The sequence below is a fragment of the Brevibacillus parabrevis genome, assembly GCF_022701015.1.
Taxonomy (GTDB): Bacteria; Bacillota; Bacilli; order Brevibacillales; family Brevibacillaceae; genus Brevibacillus; species Brevibacillus parabrevis.
Map to the genome: position 1 here is coordinate 3,227,071 of NZ_CP064090.1, position 21,553 is coordinate 3,248,623.

At 54.8% G+C, this 21,553-nt stretch carries 18 protein-coding genes; 11 read left to right on the forward strand and 7 right to left on the reverse strand.

Going from position 1 to position 21,553, the window contains the following annotated elements; all coding sequences use genetic code 11:
• The first annotated feature begins 79 nt into the window (after positions 1–79).
• Genes IRJ17_RS15475 through IRJ17_RS15495 form a run of 5 tightly spaced genes read left to right on the forward strand, consistent with a single transcriptional unit; the run spans position 80 to position 6,913 of the window.
• Positions 80–679 carry an ECF transporter S component gene (locus tag IRJ17_RS15475; protein ID WP_122965101.1) on the forward strand — a complete coding sequence of 200 codons (600 nt, stop codon included), beginning with the start codon at positions 80–82 and terminating at the stop codon, positions 677–679.
• Between the two features lie 3 nt (positions 680–682).
• Complete coding sequence (locus IRJ17_RS15480) at positions 683–2,485, forward strand: ABC transporter ATP-binding protein (RefSeq protein ID WP_242771062.1); 1,803 nt, start codon at positions 683–685, stop codon at positions 2,483–2,485.
• Between the two features lie 3 nt (positions 2,486–2,488).
• On the forward strand, positions 2,489–3,298 hold the full coding sequence (locus tag IRJ17_RS15485) for an energy-coupling factor transporter transmembrane component T family protein (RefSeq protein WP_242771064.1): 810 nt from the start codon (positions 2,489–2,491) through the stop codon (positions 3,296–3,298).
• 41 nt (positions 3,299–3,339) lie between these two features.
• Positions 3,340–5,208 (forward strand): ABC transporter ATP-binding protein, encoded by a 1,869-nt coding sequence (locus IRJ17_RS15490; protein WP_122965104.1) that lies wholly within the window; start codon positions 3,340–3,342, stop codon positions 5,206–5,208.
• A complete protein-coding gene (locus IRJ17_RS15495; RefSeq protein WP_173599666.1) occupies positions 5,177–6,913 on the forward strand; it encodes an ABC transporter ATP-binding protein in 1,737 nt (578 codons plus the stop codon). Before IRJ17_RS15490 ends, IRJ17_RS15495 begins: the two co-directional genes overlap by 32 nt.
• A 51-nt stretch (positions 6,914–6,964) precedes the next feature.
• On the opposite strand, the gene IRJ17_RS15500 is transcribed toward IRJ17_RS15495, so the two are convergent.
• Positions 6,965–7,411 (reverse strand): NucA/NucB deoxyribonuclease domain-containing protein, encoded by a 447-nt coding sequence (locus IRJ17_RS15500; RefSeq protein WP_173599667.1) that lies wholly within the window; start codon positions 7,409–7,411, stop codon positions 6,965–6,967.
• Positions 7,412–7,613: 202 nt separating this feature from the next.
• On the reverse strand, positions 7,614–8,930 hold the full coding sequence (locus IRJ17_RS15505; RefSeq protein WP_242771065.1) for an MFS transporter: 1,317 nt from the start codon (positions 8,928–8,930) through the stop codon (positions 7,614–7,616).
• Between the two features lie 215 nt (positions 8,931–9,145).
• Here IRJ17_RS15505 and IRJ17_RS15510 point away from each other — a divergent pair, with 215 nt between their 5' ends.
• The gene (locus IRJ17_RS15510; protein ID WP_173598052.1) at positions 9,146–10,744 is read left to right on the forward strand and encodes an amidohydrolase; all 1,599 of its coding nucleotides are present in this window, start codon (positions 9,146–9,148) and stop codon (positions 10,742–10,744) included.
• 151 nt (positions 10,745–10,895) lie between these two features.
• Here IRJ17_RS15510 and IRJ17_RS15515 read toward each other — a convergent pair whose 3' ends face one another.
• A complete protein-coding gene (locus tag IRJ17_RS15515) occupies positions 10,896–11,783 on the reverse strand; it encodes a DMT family transporter (RefSeq protein ID WP_242771066.1) in 888 nt (295 codons plus the stop codon).
• Positions 11,784–11,930: 147 nt separating this feature from the next.
• On the opposite strand from IRJ17_RS15515, the gene IRJ17_RS15520 reads away from it, so the two are divergent.
• The gene (locus tag IRJ17_RS15520) at positions 11,931–12,806 is read left to right on the forward strand and encodes a LysR family transcriptional regulator (protein ID WP_122965110.1); all 876 of its coding nucleotides are present in this window, start codon (positions 11,931–11,933) and stop codon (positions 12,804–12,806) included.
• Between the two features lie 7 nt (positions 12,807–12,813).
• On the opposite strand, the gene IRJ17_RS15525 is transcribed toward IRJ17_RS15520, so the two are convergent.
• Positions 12,814–13,560 carry a YwaF family protein gene (locus IRJ17_RS15525; RefSeq protein ID WP_173598054.1) on the reverse strand — a complete coding sequence of 249 codons (747 nt, stop codon included), beginning with the start codon at positions 13,558–13,560 and terminating at the stop codon, positions 12,814–12,816.
• A gap of 198 nt (positions 13,561–13,758) precedes the next feature.
• On the opposite strand from IRJ17_RS15525, the gene IRJ17_RS28175 reads away from it, so the two are divergent.
• The gene (locus tag IRJ17_RS28175) at positions 13,759–13,884 is read left to right on the forward strand and encodes a hypothetical protein (RefSeq protein ID WP_255679085.1); all 126 of its coding nucleotides are present in this window, start codon (positions 13,759–13,761) and stop codon (positions 13,882–13,884) included.
• Positions 13,885–14,083: 199 nt separating this feature from the next.
• On the opposite strand, the gene IRJ17_RS15530 is transcribed toward IRJ17_RS28175, so the two are convergent.
• Together IRJ17_RS15530 and IRJ17_RS15535 are read right to left on the reverse strand one after the other, a co-directional pair.
• Complete coding sequence (locus IRJ17_RS15530) at positions 14,084–14,617, reverse strand: cysteine hydrolase family protein (RefSeq protein ID WP_173598055.1); 534 nt, start codon at positions 14,615–14,617, stop codon at positions 14,084–14,086.
• An 89-nt stretch (positions 14,618–14,706) separates the two neighbouring features.
• Positions 14,707–15,204 carry a Gmad2 immunoglobulin-like domain-containing protein gene (locus IRJ17_RS15535; RefSeq protein ID WP_173599671.1) on the reverse strand — a complete coding sequence of 166 codons (498 nt, stop codon included), beginning with the start codon at positions 15,202–15,204 and terminating at the stop codon, positions 14,707–14,709.
• A gap of 161 nt (positions 15,205–15,365) precedes the next feature.
• Here IRJ17_RS15535 and aspA point away from each other — a divergent pair, with 161 nt between their 5' ends.
• Positions 15,366–16,790: an aspartate ammonia-lyase gene (gene aspA, locus IRJ17_RS15540; RefSeq protein ID WP_217365361.1), complete on the forward strand. Its 1,425-nt coding sequence runs from the start codon at positions 15,366–15,368 to the stop codon at positions 16,788–16,790.
• A 129-nt stretch (positions 16,791–16,919) separates the two neighbouring features.
• Here aspA and pdaA read toward each other — a convergent pair whose 3' ends face one another.
• Entirely contained in the window at positions 16,920–17,726 is an 807-nt protein-coding gene (pdaA, locus tag IRJ17_RS15545; protein ID WP_122965115.1) for a delta-lactam-biosynthetic de-N-acetylase, read from the reverse strand.
• A gap of 274 nt (positions 17,727–18,000) precedes the next feature.
• Here pdaA and IRJ17_RS15550 point away from each other — a divergent pair, with 274 nt between their 5' ends.
• Together IRJ17_RS15550 and IRJ17_RS15555 are read left to right on the forward strand one after the other, a co-directional pair.
• Positions 18,001–18,171 carry a hypothetical protein gene (locus IRJ17_RS15550; RefSeq protein WP_167470324.1) on the forward strand — a complete coding sequence of 57 codons (171 nt, stop codon included), beginning with the start codon at positions 18,001–18,003 and terminating at the stop codon, positions 18,169–18,171.
• A gap of 99 nt (positions 18,172–18,270) precedes the next feature.
• The gene (locus tag IRJ17_RS15555) at positions 18,271–21,549 is read left to right on the forward strand and encodes an SNF2 helicase associated domain-containing protein (RefSeq protein WP_242771067.1); all 3,279 of its coding nucleotides are present in this window, start codon (positions 18,271–18,273) and stop codon (positions 21,547–21,549) included.
• Positions 21,550–21,553: the final 4 nt, after the last annotated feature.

A 21,553-nucleotide genomic window follows, 5' to 3' on the forward strand; every position in this document is an offset into this window, starting at 1 on the left:
GCGGTAAAGAGGCTGCCCCTCACTCTATGATAAAGAAGGAACAGCAAAAGAGAGAAGCAAACACAGGAGAGGTGAAAAAATGAAAGCAGGCTTGGAGAACGCTGGCCGAGTACAACGGGCTTGGAGAACGAAAGACTTGCTGATGGCCGGGCTTTTGGGAGTGGTTTTTGCCATCGTCATTATCGGGGTCAATTACGTGTATATGCTGGCCACTTCGCTTACGGGTCCGATTTATTCCCGTGTCCTTATCGGTTTTTACATGATGCCGGGCTTTATGGCGCTCTATCTTATCCGCAAACCGGGAGCAGGCGTGCTGGCTGAACTGGTAACGGGTCTGGTAATGATTCCGTTCACCTCCTACGGCTGGATGATGCTGATCGGGCAAGCGATCAACGGATTGTATTGCGAGCTGCCTTATGCCGTTGCACGCTATCGGACGTACAGCGGACGGTTTATGTTGACAGCCGCCGCCGTAACAGGCGCGCTGGCAGTCCTGAGCGAGTACCCGCTGACAGGCTATGCGAACCTGTCATTTGGATCACAGGTCGGCTTGTTCGCGGTGACGGCTGTCAGTTGCGCCTTGGTTGCATGGCTCTCCCGCGCTTTGTGCCATTCGCTGATGCAGGCAGGCTTGCTGACGGACTATCGTGTGAGCCTCGCGAACAAAGCAGGGCGATAGCTGATGGATAACGGTGTTTTGGATGTGCGGAATGTCTGTTTCGGCTACGATGCCGCCGAACAGCCTGTCCTGACTAACGTGACATTCCGTGTACAAACAGGCGAGCTGCTGCTCATCATGGGGGCATCCGGGGCGGGCAAAAGCACGCTCGCCCTCACCTTGAACGGATTAATCCCGCACGCCGTCCAGGGGAGCTATGAGGGCGATGTGCGGATAGCAGGGCGAAGCACGAGCGAGGCAACCGTAGGGGAACTGGCGATGCATGTCGGGATGGTGTTTCAAGACCCGGAAGCGCAACTGGTTGCTTTTACGGTGGAGGATGAGGTCGCTTTCGGTCTGGAAAATCTTTGTCTGGACCGCGAAGAGATGGAGCGGCGCATCACGCAATCGCTGGCAGAAGTAGGACTTTCTGATCAGCGCAAAAAGGCAGTGGAGCACCTGTCCGGCGGTCAAAAGCAGCGGCTCGCGATTGCCTCTGTGCTGGCGATGCAGCCGCAAGTGATCGTGCTGGATGAACCGACAGCGCTGCTCGATCCGGCAGGCCGCGCAGAAGTGTTCGCCGTCATTGAGCGATTGAAGCAAGGCGGGCGGCAGGCGCTCGTTCTCGTGGAGCACCATCTGGACGAATGCATCGGATTGGCCGATCGTGTGCTTGTGCTCGGCAAGACAGGAGAGGTAATCGCCGAAGGGGAAGCGCGACGCGTCTTTTCCGAAAGCTATGAGCGGCTCTGCGAAGAGGGCGTCTTTTTGCCGGAGACGGTGCGGCTCAGCAAAGAGTTGGGGCTGTCGCCCGTCGCGCTCTGTGCGGATGAAGTGGCGGAACAGATCGGAAAAAGGCTGGGCAACGGCTTTGCTTTTGGCAGCCTGATCCAAGAGAAAAGCTGGTCGGAGGGCGCTCGTCCCGCTGCGTGCGCTGAGCAAAGGGCAGACGCTGGACGCTCCGCATCGTCCGAAGACGAAGCAGGCGTCCCGCTGCTTGCGATCAGGGAAGGAATGCTGTCCCGCGCCGCTTCGGGCGTGCTGCAAAAATCAGTGGGAGCGCTGACCATCTCCAGTGGCGAGCTGTTGGCCATCGCGGGAGCAAACGGCGCCGGGAAGACGACGTTGGCTTTGCACTTGATGGGGCTGTTGCCCGCCCACAAAGGAGCGCTCTTTTTGTCCGGCAAAGACATGACAGGGCTATCGATGGCCGAACTGGTGCGAAACATCGGGTTTGTTTTTCAAAACCCCGAGCATCAGTTTGTGGCGGAGACAGCAGAAAGGGAGCTTGTCGTCGGCATGCCGGAACGGGATCAAGAGCAAGCCCGTGTGCAGGCCCAGTCTCTGTTGCAGCGGTTTGGTCTTGCCTCTGCTGCCGGGCGCAGTCCGTACCAGTTGAGCCAGGGAGAGAAGCGGCGGCTCAGTGTTGCGACGATGCTGACAGAGGAGCGCAAAGTGCTGATCCTCGATGAGCCGACTTTTGGCCAGGATCAAAAAAATGCCAGAGAGATCATGCAGATGCTGCAAAGCCTGCAACGCGAAGGAGTGGCGATTGTCTTGATCACGCACGCGCTCTGGCTGCTTGCGGAGTATGCCGATCGGGTAGCTGTGCTGGCAAAAGGGAAGCTCGTCTTCCACGGCACGGCAGCTCGGTTGTTTTCGCAGCCGGAGCTTGTGAAACAGGCGAGCTTGCGTCTGCCACCAGCAGCAGAAATGGCGCAAAAGCTGTCCGTGTACGATCCGCGCTTGGCCGAGATTGCGACTTACGAAAATGTGCGAGCAGGCTGCCTGCGATTGCTGGGCGAGCGGACGGGGGTGGAGGCGTAAAAGATGAGCGAGAATCAGTGTGTCGCGGGAGCTTCCGCTTCGTATTTGCATCGTCTCAATCCACTGTCCAAGCTGGTAGCGACGCTGCCTGTGACTGTTTTTTTAACGCTGGTGACAAATGTGTGGACGCCCGTCGCCTTTATCGTGGCAAGCGCCTTGCTGACGGTTTGGCTCGGGCGCGTCCAGCTGTTTTCCTACATGAAAAAAATCGTCGTGCTGCTCCCGTTTCTGATCGGTTTTCTCCTCACGTATCCATTCATGATCGACAGCGCAGCCGGGGGCAACCAGCCAGGCTCGCAGGCAGGCGTGTTGCTCGGATTGACTACGGGACTTCGGCTGCTTTCGCTGTATGCGGTCATGCTGTTGTTTGCGCTGACGACCGAGACGCCTGATTTCGTGCGGGCGCTGGTGCAAAATTGGCGAGTGAATGACCGGATCGGATACGCCGTGCTGGCGATTTTGCGGTTTGTGCCGGATATGCAGCGGCAGCATCGGACGATTCGCTGGGCGCGTCAAGTGAGAGGCTTGAATGAAAAAGCGAGAAAAAGCCGTCTGTCTTACGGGGAGAGAGTGAGAGGGACGACGCTTCCGCTGTTGGTCACGGCGATCCGGCAGGCAGAACGGATGGCTTTGTCCATGGATGCGCGCGGGTTTGCAGTCCATCCGCGGCGCACTTACTATCGGGCAAGCGTGTTCCAGGGGGAAGACTGGCAGTTTGTCCTGCTGTTCTGGCTTTTGTCGGGGCTGTTGGTTGCAGGCTTGGCTTTTGCTGGTTTGCTGGGGGAAATCTCGTTTCTCAAAATGTTTGCCTAACGCTTGGTGGTCTAGAAAGCATGGAAAGGGAGGGAAGAGGAATGAGCGAGAAAAAAGGCGTGCTTCGACTGCTGGAGATTGCGGATGAGAAGCGGAGCTTGCTGATCGTTTCGGCCATTTTGTCGTCGTTGAGCGCCATCTGCATGCTTGTGCCTTACGCATCTGTCTATTTTATTTTGCAGGAGCTGCTGCTGCATGCCTCGTCTGTGGCCGATGCAGACGGGGCGTACATGATTCGCTGGGGCGTGATTGCCCTGTTCGGACTGGTGGGAAGCCTCATTCTGATGTACGCGGGAGGGATGGTATCGCACATTGCCGCTTTTCGGATTTTGTACGGCTTGCGTGTGAAGCTGGCTTCCCATATCGGCCGTTTGCCGCTTGGCTGGCTGAGTGGCACGTCGACGGGGGCAGTCAAGAAAACGCTGGAGCAAAACGTGGAAAAAGTCGAGACGTTCATCGCCCACCAATTGCCCGATTTGGTTCAGGTGGTCGTGACGATTGTCGTCATGGTCGGTGTCATGTTTTACTTGAATGTGTGGCTGGCGCTCGCCTGCGTAGTGCCGATCGTGCTGGCTCTTTTGGTGCAGGTGCTGTCGTTTCAAGGGACGCGGACGAAAGAAAACATCAAAAAATATTACGACTCGCTGGAGCGGATGAACGGTTCCGCCGTGCAGTACGTACGCGGCATGCCCGCGATCAAGGTGTTTGGGCAAACCGTCCACTCTTTTCGCCAGTTTTACGCGGACATGATTTCGTACCGCGATTATTGTGTCAAGCATACACGTGATTTTCAAAACGGATATTTGACGTTCAAGGTCATTTTAGGCTCGTTCGTCGCTTTCATCCTCCCTGTGGGGGTTTTTCTGTTGAGCAGCGATCCGCACAATGTGGCGTTCGCGTCTGTCCTGCTGTTTTTCCTCGTGATGGCGCCGGGGGTGTCCGCCCCGATGTTCAAAATTATGTTTTTGACTTCGACGCTGCGCGACATTGGAGAAGGGGTAGAGCGGATGGATCGGATTTTTGCCGAACAGCCTGTTGCCGAGCCGCTCGCTTCCAAACAGCCGCAGCATTTTGACGTCGCGTTTGACGACGTTTCGTTCGCCTATGCGAGCGCAACCGCAACAGAAGGCACAGAGGGCGCACAGGCACAGCAAGGAAAAGAAGCCCTTTCGCATGTGTCTTTCCTGGCGCGGCACGGGCAGGTGACCGCACTCGTCGGCCCGTCGGGAGCAGGCAAGTCGACGGTAGCCAATCTCATTCCCCGCTTCTGGGATGTGCAGGAAGGCGCCATTCGCATTGGCGACGTGGACATTCGCGATCTGTCCAGCACCGATTTGATGAACACAGTGGCCTTTGTGTTCCAGGAGACGTTTTTGTTCTATGACACGGTGTACAACAACATCGCGGTAGGATTGCCCGATGCTGCGCCCGAAGCGGTCTATGCGGCAGCGAAGGCCGCGCAGTGCCACCAGTTTATTCTAAACCTTCCGCAAGGCTACGATACGCTGATCGGCGAAGGCGGGGTCTATTTGTCAGGGGGAGAGGAGCAGCGCGTGGCCGTGGCGCGGGCGATTTTGAAAAATGCTCCGATTCTCGTCCTCGATGAAGCGACAGCTTTTGCCGATCCCGAGAACGAATACGAAATGCAGCTGGCCTTGGCCGAACTGGTGAAAGGCAAGACCGTGATCGTCATTGCCCATCGCCTGTCCACGATCCGAGAAGCCGACCAGATTCTCGTCATGCAAGGCGGCAAATTGGTCGAGCAGGGAAAACACGAGGCGCTGCTACAGCAAAACGGCTTGTACGCCCGGATGTGGTCGGCGTACACCGATGCGCAAAACTGGCAGATCGGAAAAGAGAGAGGGAGGTTGGCTGCCGATGAGCACGTTAAGCAATATAACAGCCGGTAAACCCCGCGCATTGCTAAAGCCTGTCTTTTACACGACGATTGCGAACCTTGCCAGCATTGTGCCGTTTGTCTTGCTGGTAGAGGCGGCGCGCTTGATTTTTGAACCGTTTGTGCACCCGGACGCACCGCTGAACACAGGGCGTTTATGGTGGATATGCGCATGGCTGATCGCGTCTCTGGTGCTGCTGTTTCTGACGGAAATGCCCGCCTACCGGGCGCAGTTCGGCGGCGCATACAGCGTGGCAGCAGAAGGGCGGGCCAGACTTGCGGAGCATTTGCGCAAGCTGTCGCTCGGTTATTTGAACAAGCGGGACCCCGGCGACTTGGCGAATATGATGATGGGCGATTTTGCGATGGTCGAGCACGGGATATCCCACCTCGTCCCGCAAATGATCGGGGCGCTGATCATGCCGGTCATTGCCATCGTCGGGCTGTCTTTCATCGATTGGCGGATGGCGCTCGCCTTGTTTGCCGCATTTCCTGTCGCGATCATGCTCGTTTTGCTCACGTCTGGCATTCAGCGCAAGCTCGGCGCCCAGCATATGCGGGCCAAAATTGATGCCGCGAACCGCTTGCAGGAATATTTGAACGGCATTCGCGTCATCAAAGCGTACAATTTGACAGGCGAGCGTTTCGTGCGGCTGGAGAAGTCTTTTCGCGAGTTCATGAGACAGAGCATCCGCATCGAAGGCTTGCTCGGGCCGATCGTGCTGGCGGCCATCGCCTGCATTCGGGCGGGTCTGACGCTCATGGTAATCGCTGGCACGTATTTGCTGGCTGGGGGCAACCTCGATTTGATCACGTTTGTCATGTTTCTTTTGGTAGGAACAAGAATTTTCGATCCGCTGACCACGGCGCTCGTCAATTACGCAGAATTTCGTTATCACGAGCAGGCCGGCGAGCGGATCGTCGATTTGCTGGCTGAACCGACGATGCTGGGCGAACTGCATCCGCCGGACGAAAACGATGTGACGCTCGATCACGTATCATTCGGATACAACGAAAAGCTGGCGCTCGACAACGTCAGCATGCACATGCCGACAGGATCGTTCACCGCTTTGGTCGGGCCGTCCGGCAGCGGAAAAAGCACCGTGCTCCGCCTGATTGCCAGATTTTACGACCCGACCAGCGGGCAAGTGCTGCTCGGACAACAGCCGCTTGCAAAAATGGACCCGGAAGCGTTGTTGTCCCGCATCTCGATGGTCTTTCAAGATGTGTATCTGTTTCAGGACACGATCGCCAACAACATTCGCTTCGGCAAAAGGGACGCGACACAAAAAGAAATCGAAGCGGCAGCCAGGCAGGCGTGCTGCCACGAGTTTATCATGCAGCTGCCAAACGGCTACGAGACGATGGTGGGAGAGGGAGGAAGCACGTTGTCCGGCGGGGAGAAGCAGCGCATATCCATCGCCCGGGCCATGCTGAAAAATGCGCCGATCGTCCTTTTGGATGAGGCGACCGCTTCCCTCGATCCGGAAAACGAAGCGCACATTCAGCAAGCGATCGACAGGCTGATTCAAGGCCGGACGGTCATCGCAATTGCCCATCGCTTGAAAACGATCCGCCACGCTGACCAAATTTATGTGCTGGATCAAGGCCGTGTCGTGGAAGCAGGCAAGCACGACGAGCTGATTGCCCGCCACGGACTGTATGCGAAGCTGTGGGGATTGCAGCAGCAAACAAGCGGCTGGCACATTTCCTCGTAACGCGTTGTGACGAAAAACCCCGTCTGGCCGATGCGCCAAGCGGGGTTTTTTCTAGCGGGCAGGCTGATCGCCGATGACGATTTGCACGCGCGTGCCATCCGGGTACTTTTCGAGCTGGTTGGCGATCCACGAACCTGCCCCGCGGTTGTCGGAAGGGGAAATATAAGCGATATCTGCTCCCTTGCCGCCTTCCTTGCACATTGCCATCGGCCATTCGTCGCGATCGTAGCCGCGTTTGGTCGGGATGCCGCGCAAGGAATCTTCGCGGTGCTTGTCCGCCGATTTGCGGTCGATGGTGCAGACAGCAGACTGGCCTTTTTCGATGGCAGAGCGAATGTGCTCTGCCGTCTCGGGATAGCGCTCGCGGGGAAAGGTCAGAACGACATCGGCTTGCACAGACGTGTTTGTGGTCTGGCTGTTCTGTTGCTCGGTTAACAGACTGAACAATCCGATCCCGATCAAAACAGCGAGGGTGAATAAAATTCGTTTGATTCGCACGTTGCTCTCCTTGGTCCGTTTTTGCGACAATCGCTGGTTCGCCGCATGGGAAAAGGGCAGTTCATCCACGGGCGATAACCGCGGAGATCAACTGCCCTTTGGTTCATTATACCAATCTAGGACAAGCGTGCTAAGAAAAAACTTTTGCGAAACAATCCCGCCGCATGCGTCTCTGTTGTCCGGCTGGCCCCGACCTGGCCTGCTAAGTTCGGCTTTGTTTGGCATCGTCTGAGCCCGGCCCGGGAAACAGGCTTTTCATGCACAGCCAGGCGAGCACAGGCCCGGTTCCAATCGCGAACACCAGCCAGTTTAACGTCGGGGCCGAGACGCTGATCGCGGTGACGAGCAGGAACAGCGAAATGCCGACCAGCCGACCGACATCCAGGGCAAATTCGCGCAGGACGACGTACTCCACCCGGTTTTTCGCGCTCTGTTCATTCGTGCCGATCAAATCAAAAACAGTCGAGATCATCGGCATCGAAAAAAGCGGGTAGGCGAGCGAGACGACGATCCCGAAAGCGAGCAGTGTCGTATAGCTGACCTGCCAGAAAAACAGGAGCAAGATGCCGGACATCATGACCGCGCCTGTGAGCATGCCCCATTTGCGGTAGCGCGGGGCGTACCATTTGGCCGCCACATAGTAGCTGAGCAGCCCGACGGCCGAGGTAATCAGCCAGAAATTCCCCAGCGTCATTTCGCTTTTCGTGGCGATGTAGACAAACAGCCCGATGATGAAGCCAAACACGCCTTCGCGCATGCCTTGTGCGGCGAGAGCGGCGGCAGCGAGACGCCACTTAGGTTCCTCGCGCAGACAGCGGAAGGAAAAGCCCCAGGAGTACGTTCCTTCCGACTGGCGCTTTTTCAGAAAAAAGCTGATGATGCCGCCGACGACGAACAGAGCGAGCGAGAGGGCGAAGATCAGTCTGTAGCCATTGTTTCCGGGGAGACGGGAGATCAGCCAGCCTGACAGCCAGGGAGCGAGCATGCCGCCTACGGAAGCCAACAGTCCTGCCCAGCCATTGAAGCGGTCGCGGTTGTCTGGCCCGGTGATTTCAAAGTAAACGACGTTGAACGCGAGCCAAAAAAAGCCGACAGCCATCCCCTGAACCAGCCCGAGCCAGACGGCGTACGACACAGCCTGCGGGCCAGCGAGGAGCACAAGCAAGTAAAAAAGCGCCGACCCGGCCATCCCCGCGCGCAGGATGTTCATTTTGTTGAACTGCTTGACGTACGCGCCAGCGAGCCAAAAGGTCAGGGCGCCAGCCAAATGGGTAGCAAATGTAAACCAGGCGATGGGCGCAAACTGACTTTTCACCTTCCACAAATAAACGTTCACGAACGTACCGGAGAGAGCGCCGGCAGCGATGAACAATCCATTCACCAACAGCAAAAGCCGAGCCTGGTTGTCCAGTTCGCCGGGCTTGGGAGATTTCGGAGCAGCGGAGCCAGGCGCTTTTGAAGAGGTGCTGTTCATCGCCGGAAAAAAGGCAGGAAGGCGGTTCTTCGTTTTTTGCTGCATACGATCACCCCGCTTCAAAAATAAGAGTTGAACATAACGTACCCTTCCTGGCGGGCTTTCAACAGGAATCGGCGAAAGTACCGTTTTTTTCCTTGCGTTTCCGTCATCGGCGAAGTTTTTTTCAGAATAGGAAGGAAAAAGGTGAGCGGCAAACAAATAAGGAGAGGGGAAGACGAGCAAGAATACGGATCGTACATCCACGAGGAGGAGCATACATGGCGACGACCATTTTCAAAAACGGACGCATCTATACAGGGGATTCGCGGCATTTGTTTGTGGAGGCTCTCGTTGTTCGTGACGGGATCGTCCACGATTTGGGCAGCGATGCGGACATGCTGCTGCAATACGGACGCAGCGATGCGCAAGTGATCGATTTGCAAGGCTGCACGGCAACACCGGGGCTGATCGACAGTCATCTGCACTTGGGCTGGCTGGGGCTGACCTTTTTGCAGCTCGACTTGCGCGAGGCGAAATCGAAGGATGAAATGCTGTACCTCATCCGACAAAAGGCGAATGAGACAAAAGCGAATGAATGGATACAAGGCTTTGGCTGGGACGAGAATCTGTTTGTCGACGGCGGAGGAATCCCGAGCATCGAGGAGCTTGATGCCGCTGCGCCGCATTGCCCGATCTTTTTGCCGCGCATTTGCGGACATGCGAATCTGGTCAATACAAAAGCGCTGGAGCTTGCCGGATATCATCCTGACATCGAGGTGCCCGCTGGCGGAGTGATCGTGCGCGATTCGCTCACCGGAAAGCCGACAGGGATGCTCCTCGAAACGGCTTCCAATCTGATCACCAAGCATATTCCGCGCCCTGATTACGATACATTGAAAAAAAGCTTGCGCAGCTCCATCCGCTACGCGATGCAGCACGGCTTGACCGGAGCGCATACAGAAGACTTGCGCGAACTGAACGGACTGGCGCAGACGTATCGCCTTTACGACGAGCTGATCAACGGGGAAGAGCTTGCGCTGCGCTCCCATCTGCTCGTTTACTACCCGCACATGCATGAGCTGCGCGACCTGAACATGACCGCCGGCTATGGAAACAGCCACGTACAGATTGGCGCGGTGAAAATTTTCGCAGACGGGGCTTTGGGGCGCAGAACCGCTTACTTGTCCGCACCGTACGCAGACGATCCATCGACGAGCGGGTACCCGGTACACGAACAGGAAGAGCTGACCGAGCTTGTCCGGCAGGCGCGTCAGCTCGGCATGCCGATTGCGGTGCATACGATTGGCGACAAGGCCCTGGAAATGGTGCTCGACAGTCTGGATCAGTTTCCGACCGTCGCGTATCGGGACAGATTGATCCATACGCAAATTTTGCGCCCGGATTTGCTGGAGAGACTGAATCAGCCAAGCCGGATTGCCGACATTCAGCCGCGCTTCCTCGCAGGCGACTTCCCGTGGGTGATCGACCGTGTGGGAGAAGAGCGCATCCAGTACTCGTACATTTGGAAGACGATGATGAACAAGGGAATTATTTGCGCGGCAGGATCAGATACGCCAGTGGAACCGATCGATCCGTTGCTGGGCATTCACGCGGCCGTGACGCGCAAGGCTCCGGGCGAAACACACGGCGGCTACCTCCCGGAGGAAAAATTGACGATGGAAGAAGCGCTCCATTTGTTTACATTGGGAGGCGCTCAGGTGACAAACGAGGAGCAAGTAAAAGGAACGCTGTCTCGCGGAAAATATGCGGATATGACGGTTTATTCCAAGGACTTGTTCACGATCGATCCGGATGAATTGCTCACGACGAAAGCCGTCATGACGGTCATTGGCGGAAAAGTTTGCTATAGCAGCTAACGAAAAGCTCAGATGCTCAGGAAGCATCAACGAAAAACCGGCTCTTCGAAAATGCGCTGCACCTCCCGGTTGTACGTAACAACACTTGGGGGCAGGGCGCACAAGGAGCCGGTTTTTGTATGGGCAAATTTGCGAACAACGAACAACCTCGTCAGGCTGACAAACGGGTCTGCCGCTTGCTGCGCAGCCATTTGCCCAGATCGATTTCCGCAATCAGCACGCTGGCAAGTACAAGTGCTGCGCCAATATACCCGCGCGTAGTCAAAATCTCGCCAGCGAACAAAAAGGCAAACAGGGCAGCGAATACAGGCTCCAGCGAAAAAATCAGTCCGGTATGAGTCGCAGTCGTATATTTTTGAGCCACCGTCTGGACGACAAAGCCGATGGCACTGCACAAAATACTGAGAGCGAGCACAGCGACCCAGCCTTCTGTCGAATGCGGCAACACAGGCGATTCGAACAAACAGGAAAAAACGAAACCGAGCAAGGCGGTGAAGCCAAGCTGATAAATGCCGAGTTGAATCGTGTCCGAAAAGGAGGCAAATCTGCCTGTCACGGTAATGTGCATGGCGTAACAGAGCGCTCCGGCGATACACAGCAGATCGCCTTGGCTGATCCGCAGTTCGGTGTTGAGCGTCATTAGACCGATGCCGACCATGGCGAGTCCCGCCCCGACAAACACGCGCTTTTCCGGGCGGTGGCGAAACAAAATCGACAGCAGCGGGACGAAAATGACCGTCAGGCTGACCAAAAACCCGGCTTGGGAAGCCGTCGTCGATTTGACCCCGTTTGTAATCGTGGCAAACACGCCAAACAGGAGCGTGCCGAGAATCGAGGCGTGCAGCAATGTTTTACGGCTGGTGCTGCGCAACCGTTTGTGAAAAATCGCTGCCGCCAAAACAAAAGCAATGCCAAAGCGGATGGCGATCAGGTTAAACGTCTCCAAATCTTTCAAGCCCATTTGCATAAACAAATAAGACGATCCCCAAAACAGGGTAACCAGCAGCATTGCCAGATCGGCTTTTACTTGCGGTTTCATTTGTGCCTCCTTGCCCGGTTGACCAGGCGCGACCATGAAGTATTCGTATTGCGCAATACTCAGTATACGAGTAATGTTTGAATAAGAAAAATGAATGTTTATCATGCTTTTCATGAAAAGTTTTAATGCAAAAGGTGGGAGAGCAAGATGAGCCTGAGCAAGTACGAAGTGTTTGTCACCGTGATCGAATCGGGGAGTTTGACCAGGGCGGGCGAAATTCTCGGCTTGACGCAATCCGCAATCAGTCACGCCCTGGCAAGTCTGGAGCGGGAATTTGGGTTTTCCATTTTGACGCGAGGTCGTTCCGGCATCAGTCTGACGAGCAACGGCGAGCGGCTGCTCCCTTATATGCGCGAGATGCTGCGCGCCCAAGAGCGGATGAAGCAAGAAGTTCATGCGATCAACGGCATGGAAGTGGGGACAGTCAGAATCGGGACGTTCACTAGCGTGTCCACCCAATGGCTGCCGGGCATTTTGAAACGGTTTCAGGACCAGTATCCCGCCATCGAAGTCAAGCTGCTGGAAGGCTATTACGACGGGATCGAAAGCTGGATTCAGGCGGGGGAGGTCGACATGGGCTTCGTCTCTTTGCCGACGACTGAGGAATTGGAATCCATCCCGTTGAAAAAGGACCAGCTGTACTTGCTCGTAACGAAGGAGCACCCGCTCTACGAGGAAGAGCGGGTGCACGTCAGCCGTCTAGCGGAAGAAACGTTCATCATGCCAAAAGCAGGCTGCGACAACGATATTCAGAGGCTGCTCGCCATGTATAAGCTACAGCCGCGCGTGAAGTACGAAGTGGGCGACGACCACGCCATTATCGCCATGGTGCAAAACGGCCTGGGAATCAGCATTCTCCCGGAGATGATCCTGTTTCGCCTCCCGCCCAACATCCGCATGATTCCGCTGGAAGGGGAGCATTATCGTTCTCTCGGCGTGGCAGCGACATCGTTTGAGAAGCAGTCGCCCGCCGCGAAGCGCTTTTTGCAGGTCGTAACCGAGTGGGTGCGCGAACAAGGATAAGTTGGCATTACGACGGCAAATCGCGCGTGGCGGGCACCGCCGCTTGTTTTTTTCGCAGAAACGGCAAGTACATGAGCGAAAAAATCGCGAAGGCTACACCTTCAAGCGAGAGAATGTACCACGGATACGGGCCGAGGAAGTCGATCAGGCTGGGATTTTCAGGTTTGTGCGAGACAAACAAGTAATTGCCCCCTGTCCAGCTGTTCACGGCGAGTGCCGCGACCAACAGCCCGTTCAGCAAGCCCATCGTCTTCCAGACGGAGCGGTAAGTCGGGCGATAGCCTTCGACCCACGTCATGTACAGGCAGGCGAGAACGATCCCTGCGTGAGCGAGAAAAAAATGCCAAAAGCGGAAGTGCGGGAACGGGTAAAACAGTTCTGGCGTAATCAATGCCTGCGCTGCACCGCCAATGCCCGCAAAAAACGTGACTTCAAACAAGCTGTAGCTTCTCGAAAGCAGCATGACGATCGCAAGCAACAAAGTGACGCTGCACAACTGCAACGGCAAAGTGTAGGCAGCCGACCAGCTTCCCGTATAGACATGCCAGAGCTGAAAGCCCACTTCCGTCAGCAGCAGCAGCCCAGCCAGCGAAAAGCGGATCGTCCGCTTGGCAGCAGGTGCTTGCAGGCGGTGACGAAGCAAGTAAAGCAGGAGCGCTGTGCCAAAAGTGGCAAGCAAGGCGATGAGGTGCGACAGCGAAAAGAGTTGAAAAGGCGCACCGGAGATGAAGAGCGAAAAGTAAGGCGAGTTCATGAAAGCCTCCCAGGCGGTGTCTGTTTATCTGTTTATGTAAAAGGAAAAGCTGGGCAAGCCAGTTGCAAGGCGAGTGCAAGCTTTTCCCTTTGTAATTGAAAGAATTCACGAAATTTTAACACAAAGCTGCTTATTCCATATCAATCTTCGGTTATAATCTAAATAGACTAACGTACATCATTGAGAGGAGATATAGTCTTGAACTTGGTGCTCACAGAAAAACAATGCAAATCCTGCCAGGCTCGCTTGACAGAGTACGAAATCGAGAACAATGGTGCCCTCTGCATGGAGTGCTACAAAGAAGAACAAAGCGAGCAAAAGTAGCAGCACGACGCAAGTCAGCATGTTGCCACACGAATAAATAGATGTCTGACAGTCAAGGCCCTCTCCAAGCGAGAGGGTTTTTGAATTTTGAAGGAAACTTCCTAAAAAAGGATACCACACATTCGAGCGAATTGGAAAATATGGAAAAAACCATTGGCGCATGTCGTCCAATGGTTTTTGGCGTGGGCGTGCAAGCAAACTAGGCTTCCCAAAGCGAGGCTGATTGTTTGACTGTGATGGCATGTTTAGGGCTGCCAAAGCCACTCAATGTATTGTTGTGGTGGGCGATGATGTCTGGTGCCTTGAGGACGGAAGTGTCAGTGGTAGAGTGGCAATCTCCGACGAGAATCACGTCATAATCGTGAGAGATGGCACTTCTGCTCGTTGTATCGATACAATAGTTCGTCTGGAACCCGGCAATGATCAACTTTTCAATGGCGAGTGACTGCAACTTTTCATGCAAGCCTGTTTCATAAAACGAGTCGGGCGCCATTTTATGAAACACCGGATCGGTTTCTTCCGGCTTGATGGAAGCGGGAATTTCCCACCCTGGCGATCCGAGAGCCAGTTCATCCGTTTCTCCGGTATTATGTTGCACGTAGAGAACAGGAAGCTCGCGAGTTCGCGCCTCGGCGATCATATGTTTGATCCGTTCAACGATTTCCTCGCCTTGGTGACAGTATTCCACGAGCAGGTTTTGCACATCGACAACGAGCAAGGCAGTCTTTTTCATCCGACAGTCATCCTCCCCACATATCATGAATCTCTCCCATTATAATCCAGATGGCAGGACAAGGGGAGAACGAAATCACGCCGAGCGAACTACTTTTCCGGCAGAGGAATGATCAGTTCACTCCGGCGGCTGCCGTCCTTGGCGCTCGCTTCGAACAGGATGAGCATGAGCGTGCTGTTCGGCTCGGCTTTTTTCACCTTGACCGTCTGGGTGAAGTCGCCCCATTCAGGAGCGCCGGAGGAGGTTTGGAAAAAGCCTTGGGTCAACTCATTGTGCCCATCCTCCACGACGTAATTGACGACTGCTTCAAACACTTGCGCCTGCCCTTTGACTTCAAACGTGTCTTCCCCCGTTTTTTTCACGGTGACATTGCGAAAAATATCATTGGCATATACCGTTTCTTTTGTTTCAGGCTGCTCGGCAGGCGGTTTTTCAGCCGGAGTTTGCGGGTTAGAGGGAGCAGGCGTCTCAGGCTGTGCCGGAGTCTCGGGCTGCGTGGTTGCAGGCGGAGTTTCCGGGGCAGGGGGAGAGCTGGTGCAGCCTTGCAACAGGCCGACGGTCAACAAGACAAAAAGAAGTTTTTTCATAAACGTACCCCTCGATTCTGTAGAGATATGGCGAGTCTTGCTCTTAGTATGACGTAAAAAAGCCAAATTGTGTTTCAAACTACTGGTCATACCACTCCGATTCTGTGCTAGAATGGGGAGGTAGCATTAACCACTATTCCTAGAAAGCTGGTCTGATAAGAATGGTACAACAAACATTTCGCACGGAAAAAGACTTTCTCGGTGAAAAAGAAATTCCTGTAGATGCCTATTATGGTGTCCAAACCATGCGGGCAACAGAGAACTTCCCGATTACCGGATACCGTCTTCATTCTTCCCTGATCATCGCAATGGCTATGGTAAAAAAAGCAGCAGCCCTTGCGAATATGGAGGTTTCCCGTCTGAATCCGCGACTGGGCAATGCGATTGTGACTGCCGCGCAGGAGATCATTGAAGGGAAATGGCACGATCAATTTATCGTGGACCCGATCCAGGGTGGTGCGGGAACATCTATTAACATGAACGCCAATGAAGTGATCGCCAACCGCGGTCTTGAGCTTATCGGAGAGAAAAAAGGAGATTACTTCCATCTCAGTCCAAATACACATGTCAACATGTCGCAGTCGACCAACGACGCATTCCCGACTGCGATTCATATCGCGACGCTCGACTTGCTGGAAAAACTGCTCGTAACGATGGAGTCCATGCACGATGCATTTGGCCAGAAAGCAAAAGAGTTTGACGACGTCATCAAAATGGGGCGCACGCACTTGCAAGACGCGGTTCCGATCCGTCTCGGCCAGGAATTTGAAGCGTATCGCCGCGTGCTGGAACGCGACATCAAGCGGATCAAGCAATCTCGCCAGCATTTGTACGAAGTGAACATGGGCGCGACCGCTGTAGGGACAGGCTTGAATGCCGATCCGCGCTACATTACAACCGTTGTCGAGCATTTGGCAACCATCAGCGGCTTCCCGCTCGTAGGGGCGGAGCACCTGGTAGATGCGACGCAAAACACAGACGCGTACACAGAAGTGTCTGCTGCATTGAAAGTTTGCATGATGAACATGTCAAAAATCGCCAACGACCTGCGTCTGATGGCATCCGGACCGCGTGCCGGACTGGGCGAAATCTCGCTGCCAGCACGTCAGCCAGGATCTTCTATCATGCCAGGTAAAGTCAATCCGGTTATGGCCGAGGTGCTCAATCAAGTAGCCTTCCAAGTAATCGGAAACGACCACACGATCTGCTTGGCTTCCGAAGCGGGCCAACTGGAACTGAACGTGATGGAGCCAGTGCTTGTCTTCAACCTGCTGCAATCGATCAGCATCATGGACAACGCGTTCCGCGCGTTCACCCGCTACTGCCTGGAAGGCATCGAAGCAAACCGCGAGCGCATGAAAGAATACGTAGAAAAGAGCGTAGGCGTCATCACAGCTGTCAACCCGCATCTGGGCTATGAAACGGCTGCCCGCATCGCGCGCGAAGCGATCCTCACCGGAAAATCGGTGCGCGAGCTGTGCTTGCAGTACAACGTCCTGACAGAAGAAGAACTCGATCTCATTTTGGACCCGTTCGAGATGACCCACCCGGGCATCGCCGGCGCTTCCCTGTTGGATCGCCAGTAGAAGCAGCAAACGCAAGAAAACTCCCGCCCTTGTGCAAAACGAGGCAGCGGGAGTTTTTTTGTTGCCGACAGAAGCAACAGGCTATCGCGCATGCGAGCGGCGAAGCCTGTTGATCTCGTCCAAAGCTTTTTATGGGGAGCTTTGCTGATGTTGCGGCAGTTGGTCGAGACTTTTGAACTCGTAGCCGCGCTTGCGAGCTTCGTCAATGATCGAGCCGAGCGCGTCGGCATTGTCCTTGGAGACGGAGTGCAAAAGAATCACCGCTCCCGGATGCAGCTGTCCCATTACGCTGTCGAAGGCGAAGCGGGAACCGCGCTGTACTTTTGTATCCCAGTCCTTGTAGGCAACTGACCAAAAGACGTTGGTGTAGCCGAGTTCCTTGCTGACCGCGAGAGTCCGGTCGCTAAAAATTCCCCGCGGGGGGCGGAGATAGCGCATGGTCGCCTGTCCGGTCACTTGGCTGACGGCTTCTTTGACCCGATTCAGCTCTTCCTTGATCTTTTCGTTCGGTACGGTGGTCATGTCAGGGTGACTCCAGGAGTGATTGCCAATCAGGTGCCCTTCCTTTGTCATCCGTTTCAACAGCTCAGGCTGCTCCTTCACGTAATGTCCGGTCACGAAAAAGATAGCAGGGACCTTTTTCGCCTGAAGCGTGTCAAGAATGGCCGGGGTAAAGCCGTTTTCATATCCGTTGTCAAACGTCAAGTACAGCTCTTTTTTGCTGGTGTCGCCCAAAAAAACCGCGCCGTGCCGATCCACGATTCCTTTAAAGCCTTCCTCGTTAATAGAAGGAAGCTGTCCATTTTTGCTCTTTTTGAAGCCGAAATGGTACGGGTGATCCTGATAGGCGACAGCCGCGGAAAGCGGCAAGGTGAACGCCAACGCAAGCATGAGAATGACACCCGTTCTGAGGAGCCTTGTGCAGTGTGCTTTCATGATGCGATACTCCCTTCTTTGTCCATATCGTCATGACGGTCTCGCAGACGTTTCCATCCAAAGTTTGTCCAGTCCATCTGCAAATATGTAACAGCTGCGAAGCGCATGGCGACATCGATCAGCCAGAGCGAGGTGGCAAGATGTGTAAAAATCTACGCGCACAAAAGGGACAATCAACCATACATGCAAGCGGCAGCCGTCATATAGTATCAATGTCGACGGGAAAGCCGCTGACGAGGCTGTATGAAATCATCCGGTACCAGGAGGTGTAGTCATGGATTGGTTGCGGTATTTGCGTGACGCCGTTGGTGAGGACGAGGACATTGAAGAAATCGAAGTAAAAGTGGAATACGAAGATGGCACGAAGAAAAAATGGATCTTCTCGCGGAATCAAGATCCGGTCTTGGAAGACAACGACGACGAAGATGACGAGGACGAAGATTAATCATTCGATATAGCGAAAAAAGATACGCTCGCCAAGGCGTATCTTTTTTCTTTCGAAATCTGCTATCATGAAACATATTTTAGGAAGCAGGTACAGGCCATGAGCTTTTCAATCAGCCATCAAAAAATCAAAGAATGGTGCGGTCGCCTCTCCTACGAGCGGGGCAAAGCCTTTTATCGCTCGCAAAAGGTGAGCGTCGATACGTTTCAGCCTGAGCCGATGATCGTTCGGGCAACCGTTCAGGCAGGCAAACACGACTACCAGGTACATATGGAAGGGGATGAGGCAGGGATCGTGGCGACGTGCAGCTGTCCTGCGCTGCGTTCCTATGAACAGTATTGCCAGCATATTGCGGCTGTGCTGTTGACTGTGCGTGATCTGCCGCAGGATGAGTTTTCGCCAAAAGGGAACCGCGTGAACACGCCAGCTTCCAGGGAAAGCGCGACGGCAGACCGGGACGATCAATTGACACAGGGCATCCTCGACTTGTTTGGCGGAGCAAGACGGCAGGGGACAAGCATGAGGAAGGTACTGCTTGACGAGCGGGCGGTACTGGAAGCGGAAATCATTTGCAAAATCGTGCCGTACGGCTATCGCAAAGCGGTGATCGGAATCGAGCTGAAGCTAGGACCAAAACGGCTGTACGTCGTCAAAAACATTCGGGACTTCCTGGCGAAAATGGAAAAAGGGGAGCCGTACGCCTTTTCCGCCCATTTTACTTACGATCCGAAGTGTCATCGCTTTTTGCAGGCGCATGAACCGATCATGGAAGAGCTTGTTCACGTCTATCATCATGAAAAGCTGTACCGCGAGACAGCAGGATACAGCTATCAGGAGGCAAAAGCGGCAGGCTCGGAGCGAACGCTGATTGTCCCGCCTTTTGCCTGGGACAGCTTGTTTGCTCACCTGCTCAAAGCTCCTGGCGTGCGCGTCGTACAGGGCGAGCAGACGTATGAAACGTTTCAGGCGCAAAGCGGGAAGGTGCCGTTGCAGTTTGCATTCGATGCGGGTGACAGCGAAGCCGAATACCGTTTGACAGTCGAGGGCTTGTCCGGTTTGACCGTGCTTCGTGAATACGGATGTATTTTGCATGACGGCGTGTGGATGAAGCAGTCAACAGATGCCTGCAACAACCTGCAGCAGTTGAAACAGATGCTGGAAGCGCATCAAAGACAGGACATCGTCGTCCCCAAGGAGCAAATGGAGCCATTCATGACCAAGGTCGTTCCGGGCTTGATGAAGCTTGGCAGCGTCCGCATTGCCCAGCCTGTTGCCGACCGGATCGTGCAGACCCAGTTGAAGGCGAGGCTCTATCTCGACCGGATACGCGATCGGCTGCTGGCCGGACTGGAATTTCAGTACGGCGATATCGTCATCAATCCGCTTGTCACAGACACGAATGGACAGAACAGAGACAACGATCTGATCTTGATGCGCGACGGAGAGAAGGAGCAGCGGATTTTGGAGCTGATGGAGCAGAGTGCCTTCGTCCAGACGGAAGCGGGCTATTTTCTCGATGACGAGGAAGCCGAATACGAATTTTTGCACACGGTCGTGCCCGAGCTGGAAAAATGGTGCAAAGTGTACGCGACCACGGCGGTCAAGCTGAGGCTGGCTTCCATGCACGTTCCGCCAAAGGTCAAGGTAGAGATCAATGAGCGGACGAATTGGCTGGAAGTCCGCTTTGACGTGGAAGGCTTCCCGCCTACTGAAATCAAGCAATTGCTGCTCGCTTTGGAAGAAAAGCGCAAATATTACCGCCTGCCAACAGGGGCGCTCTTGCCTTTGGAGACGAAAGAATTTGAGCGGATCAACCAGCTTGTCGACGAAATCGGAGTGCGCCACGCCAACTGGATCGCCAGCGGCTTTTCGCTGCCGATGCTGCACGGCTTGCGCTTGCTGGACACGCCGCAGGACAAGACGGTGCAGTTCGGGAAAACGTTGCGCAGCTTTCTGGAAAATATGCGCAACCCGGACAACCTCGACTTCCGCGTACCGGACAGGATGGAACCAGTTTTGCGCGACTACCAGAAGTTCGGCTTCCAATGGCTCATGACGCTCGCCCATTACGGTTTTGGCGGCATTTTGGCGGATGATATGGGGCTTGGCAAAACGGTGCAAAGCATCGCGTACATGGTAGCCAAGCTCCCCGACATTCGCAGCCGCAAACAACCGATCCTGATCGTTTCGCCTGCCTCGCTTCTGTACAACTGGCGCAACGAGTTGAACAAGTTCGCTCCGGAGCTTGTAGTCCGCATCGTGGACGGGAGTCGGCAGGAACGGAATACGGCGCGCGAGGAAGCGGAAGCGGTGGATGTGCTGATCACGTCTTACCCGCTTTTGCGCAGGGATTACGCCGAATATGCCGAGCGCACGTTTCACACGCTGTTTTTGGATGAGGCGCAGGCGTTTAAAAACCATACTACCCAGACGGCGCAGGCTGTGAAGAGCATTCAGGCCGGGCAGCGCTTTGCCTTGACCGGAACGCCGATCGAAAACAGGCTGGAGGAACTGTGGTCGATCTACGACGTTGTGTTTCCCGAGCTGTTTCCCCAGCGCAAAGCTTTTCAGGACTTGCCAAGAGAAGTCATCGCCAAGCGGGCCAGACCGTTTTTGCTGCGCAGGCTGAAATCAGAGGTCTTGCAGGAGCTGCCGGAAAAAATCGAAACCTTGCAAGCGACGGCGCTTCTGCCGGAGCAGCAAAAGCTGTACATCGCCTATTTGGCCAAGCTGCAACAAGACGCCGTGAAGCATTTGAACGAACAAACTTTTGACAAAAACCGGATCAAGATTTTGGCGGGCTTGACCAGACTTCGCCAGCTGTGCTGTCATCCAGCCCTGTTTGTTGAAGGCTACGAAGGCAGCTCCGCCAAATTCGAGCAATTGCTTGAGGTGTTGGAAGAATGTCTCGGCGCAGGCAAGCGCGTCCTGCTCTTTTCACAGTTCACGGAGATGCTCGCCATCATTGGTCGGGAGCTTGGCGATCACGGCATTCCGTTTTTTTACCTGGATGGCAACACGCCAGCCGCCGAACGGATTGAACTGTGCAACCGATTCAACGACGGAGAATGCGACTTGTTCCTCATGTCGTTGAAGGCAGGGGGGACGGGTCTGAATTTGACGGGAGCGGACACGGTCATTTTGTACGATTTGTGGTGGAATCCGGCTGTTGAGGAGCAGGCAGCAGACCGGGCGCACCGGATCGGCCAGAAAAGGGTCGTCCAGGTCATCAGACTGGTGGCTCAAGGGACGGTCGAAGAAAAGATGTACGAGTTGCAGCAAAAGAAAAAGCATTTGATCGAGGAAGTCATCGCCCCCGGAGAAGCAGCGATTTCGACGATGAGCGAAGAAGACCTGCGGGAAATTTTGATGATATGACCAA

Excerpts from the sequence above, each read along its gene's own strand:
- IRJ17_RS15475 (WP_122965101.1), top strand. The coding sequence starts at position 80 with ATGAAAGCAGGCTTGGAGAACGCTGGCCGAGTACAACGGGCTTGGAGA.
- IRJ17_RS15480 (WP_242771062.1), top strand. The coding sequence starts at position 683 with ATGGATAACGGTGTTTTGGATGTGCGGAATGTCTGTTTCGGCTACGAT.
- IRJ17_RS15485 (WP_242771064.1), top strand. The coding sequence starts at position 2,489 with ATGAGCGAGAATCAGTGTGTCGCGGGAGCTTCCGCTTCGTATTTGCAT.
- IRJ17_RS15490 (WP_122965104.1), top strand. The coding sequence starts at position 3,340 with ATGAGCGAGAAAAAAGGCGTGCTTCGACTGCTGGAGATTGCGGATGAG.
- IRJ17_RS15495 (WP_173599666.1), top strand. The coding sequence starts at position 5,177 with ATGAGCACGTTAAGCAATATAACAGCCGGTAAACCCCGCGCATTGCTA.
- IRJ17_RS15505 (WP_242771065.1), bottom strand. The coding sequence starts at position 8,930 with ATGCAGCAAAAAACGAAGAACCGCCTTCCTGCCTTTTTTCCGGCGATG.
- IRJ17_RS15510 (WP_173598052.1), top strand. The coding sequence starts at position 9,146 with ATGGCGACGACCATTTTCAAAAACGGACGCATCTATACAGGGGATTCG.
- IRJ17_RS15515 (WP_242771066.1), bottom strand. The coding sequence starts at position 11,783 with ATGAAACCGCAAGTAAAAGCCGATCTGGCAATGCTGCTGGTTACCCTG.
- IRJ17_RS15520 (WP_122965110.1), top strand. The coding sequence starts at position 11,931 with ATGAGCCTGAGCAAGTACGAAGTGTTTGTCACCGTGATCGAATCGGGG.
- IRJ17_RS15525 (WP_173598054.1), bottom strand. The coding sequence starts at position 13,560 with ATGAACTCGCCTTACTTTTCGCTCTTCATCTCCGGTGCGCCTTTTCAA.
- IRJ17_RS15530 (WP_173598055.1), bottom strand. The coding sequence starts at position 14,617 with ATGAAAAAGACTGCCTTGCTCGTTGTCGATGTGCAAAACCTGCTCGTG.
- IRJ17_RS15535 (WP_173599671.1), bottom strand. The coding sequence starts at position 15,204 with ATGAAAAAACTTCTTTTTGTCTTGTTGACCGTCGGCCTGTTGCAAGGC.
- aspA (WP_217365361.1), top strand. The coding sequence starts at position 15,366 with ATGGTACAACAAACATTTCGCACGGAAAAAGACTTTCTCGGTGAAAAA.
- pdaA (WP_122965115.1), bottom strand. The coding sequence starts at position 17,726 with ATGAAAGCACACTGCACAAGGCTCCTCAGAACGGGTGTCATTCTCATG.
- IRJ17_RS15550 (WP_167470324.1), top strand. The coding sequence starts at position 18,001 with ATGGATTGGTTGCGGTATTTGCGTGACGCCGTTGGTGAGGACGAGGAC.
- IRJ17_RS15555 (WP_242771067.1), top strand. The coding sequence starts at position 18,271 with ATGAGCTTTTCAATCAGCCATCAAAAAATCAAAGAATGGTGCGGTCGC.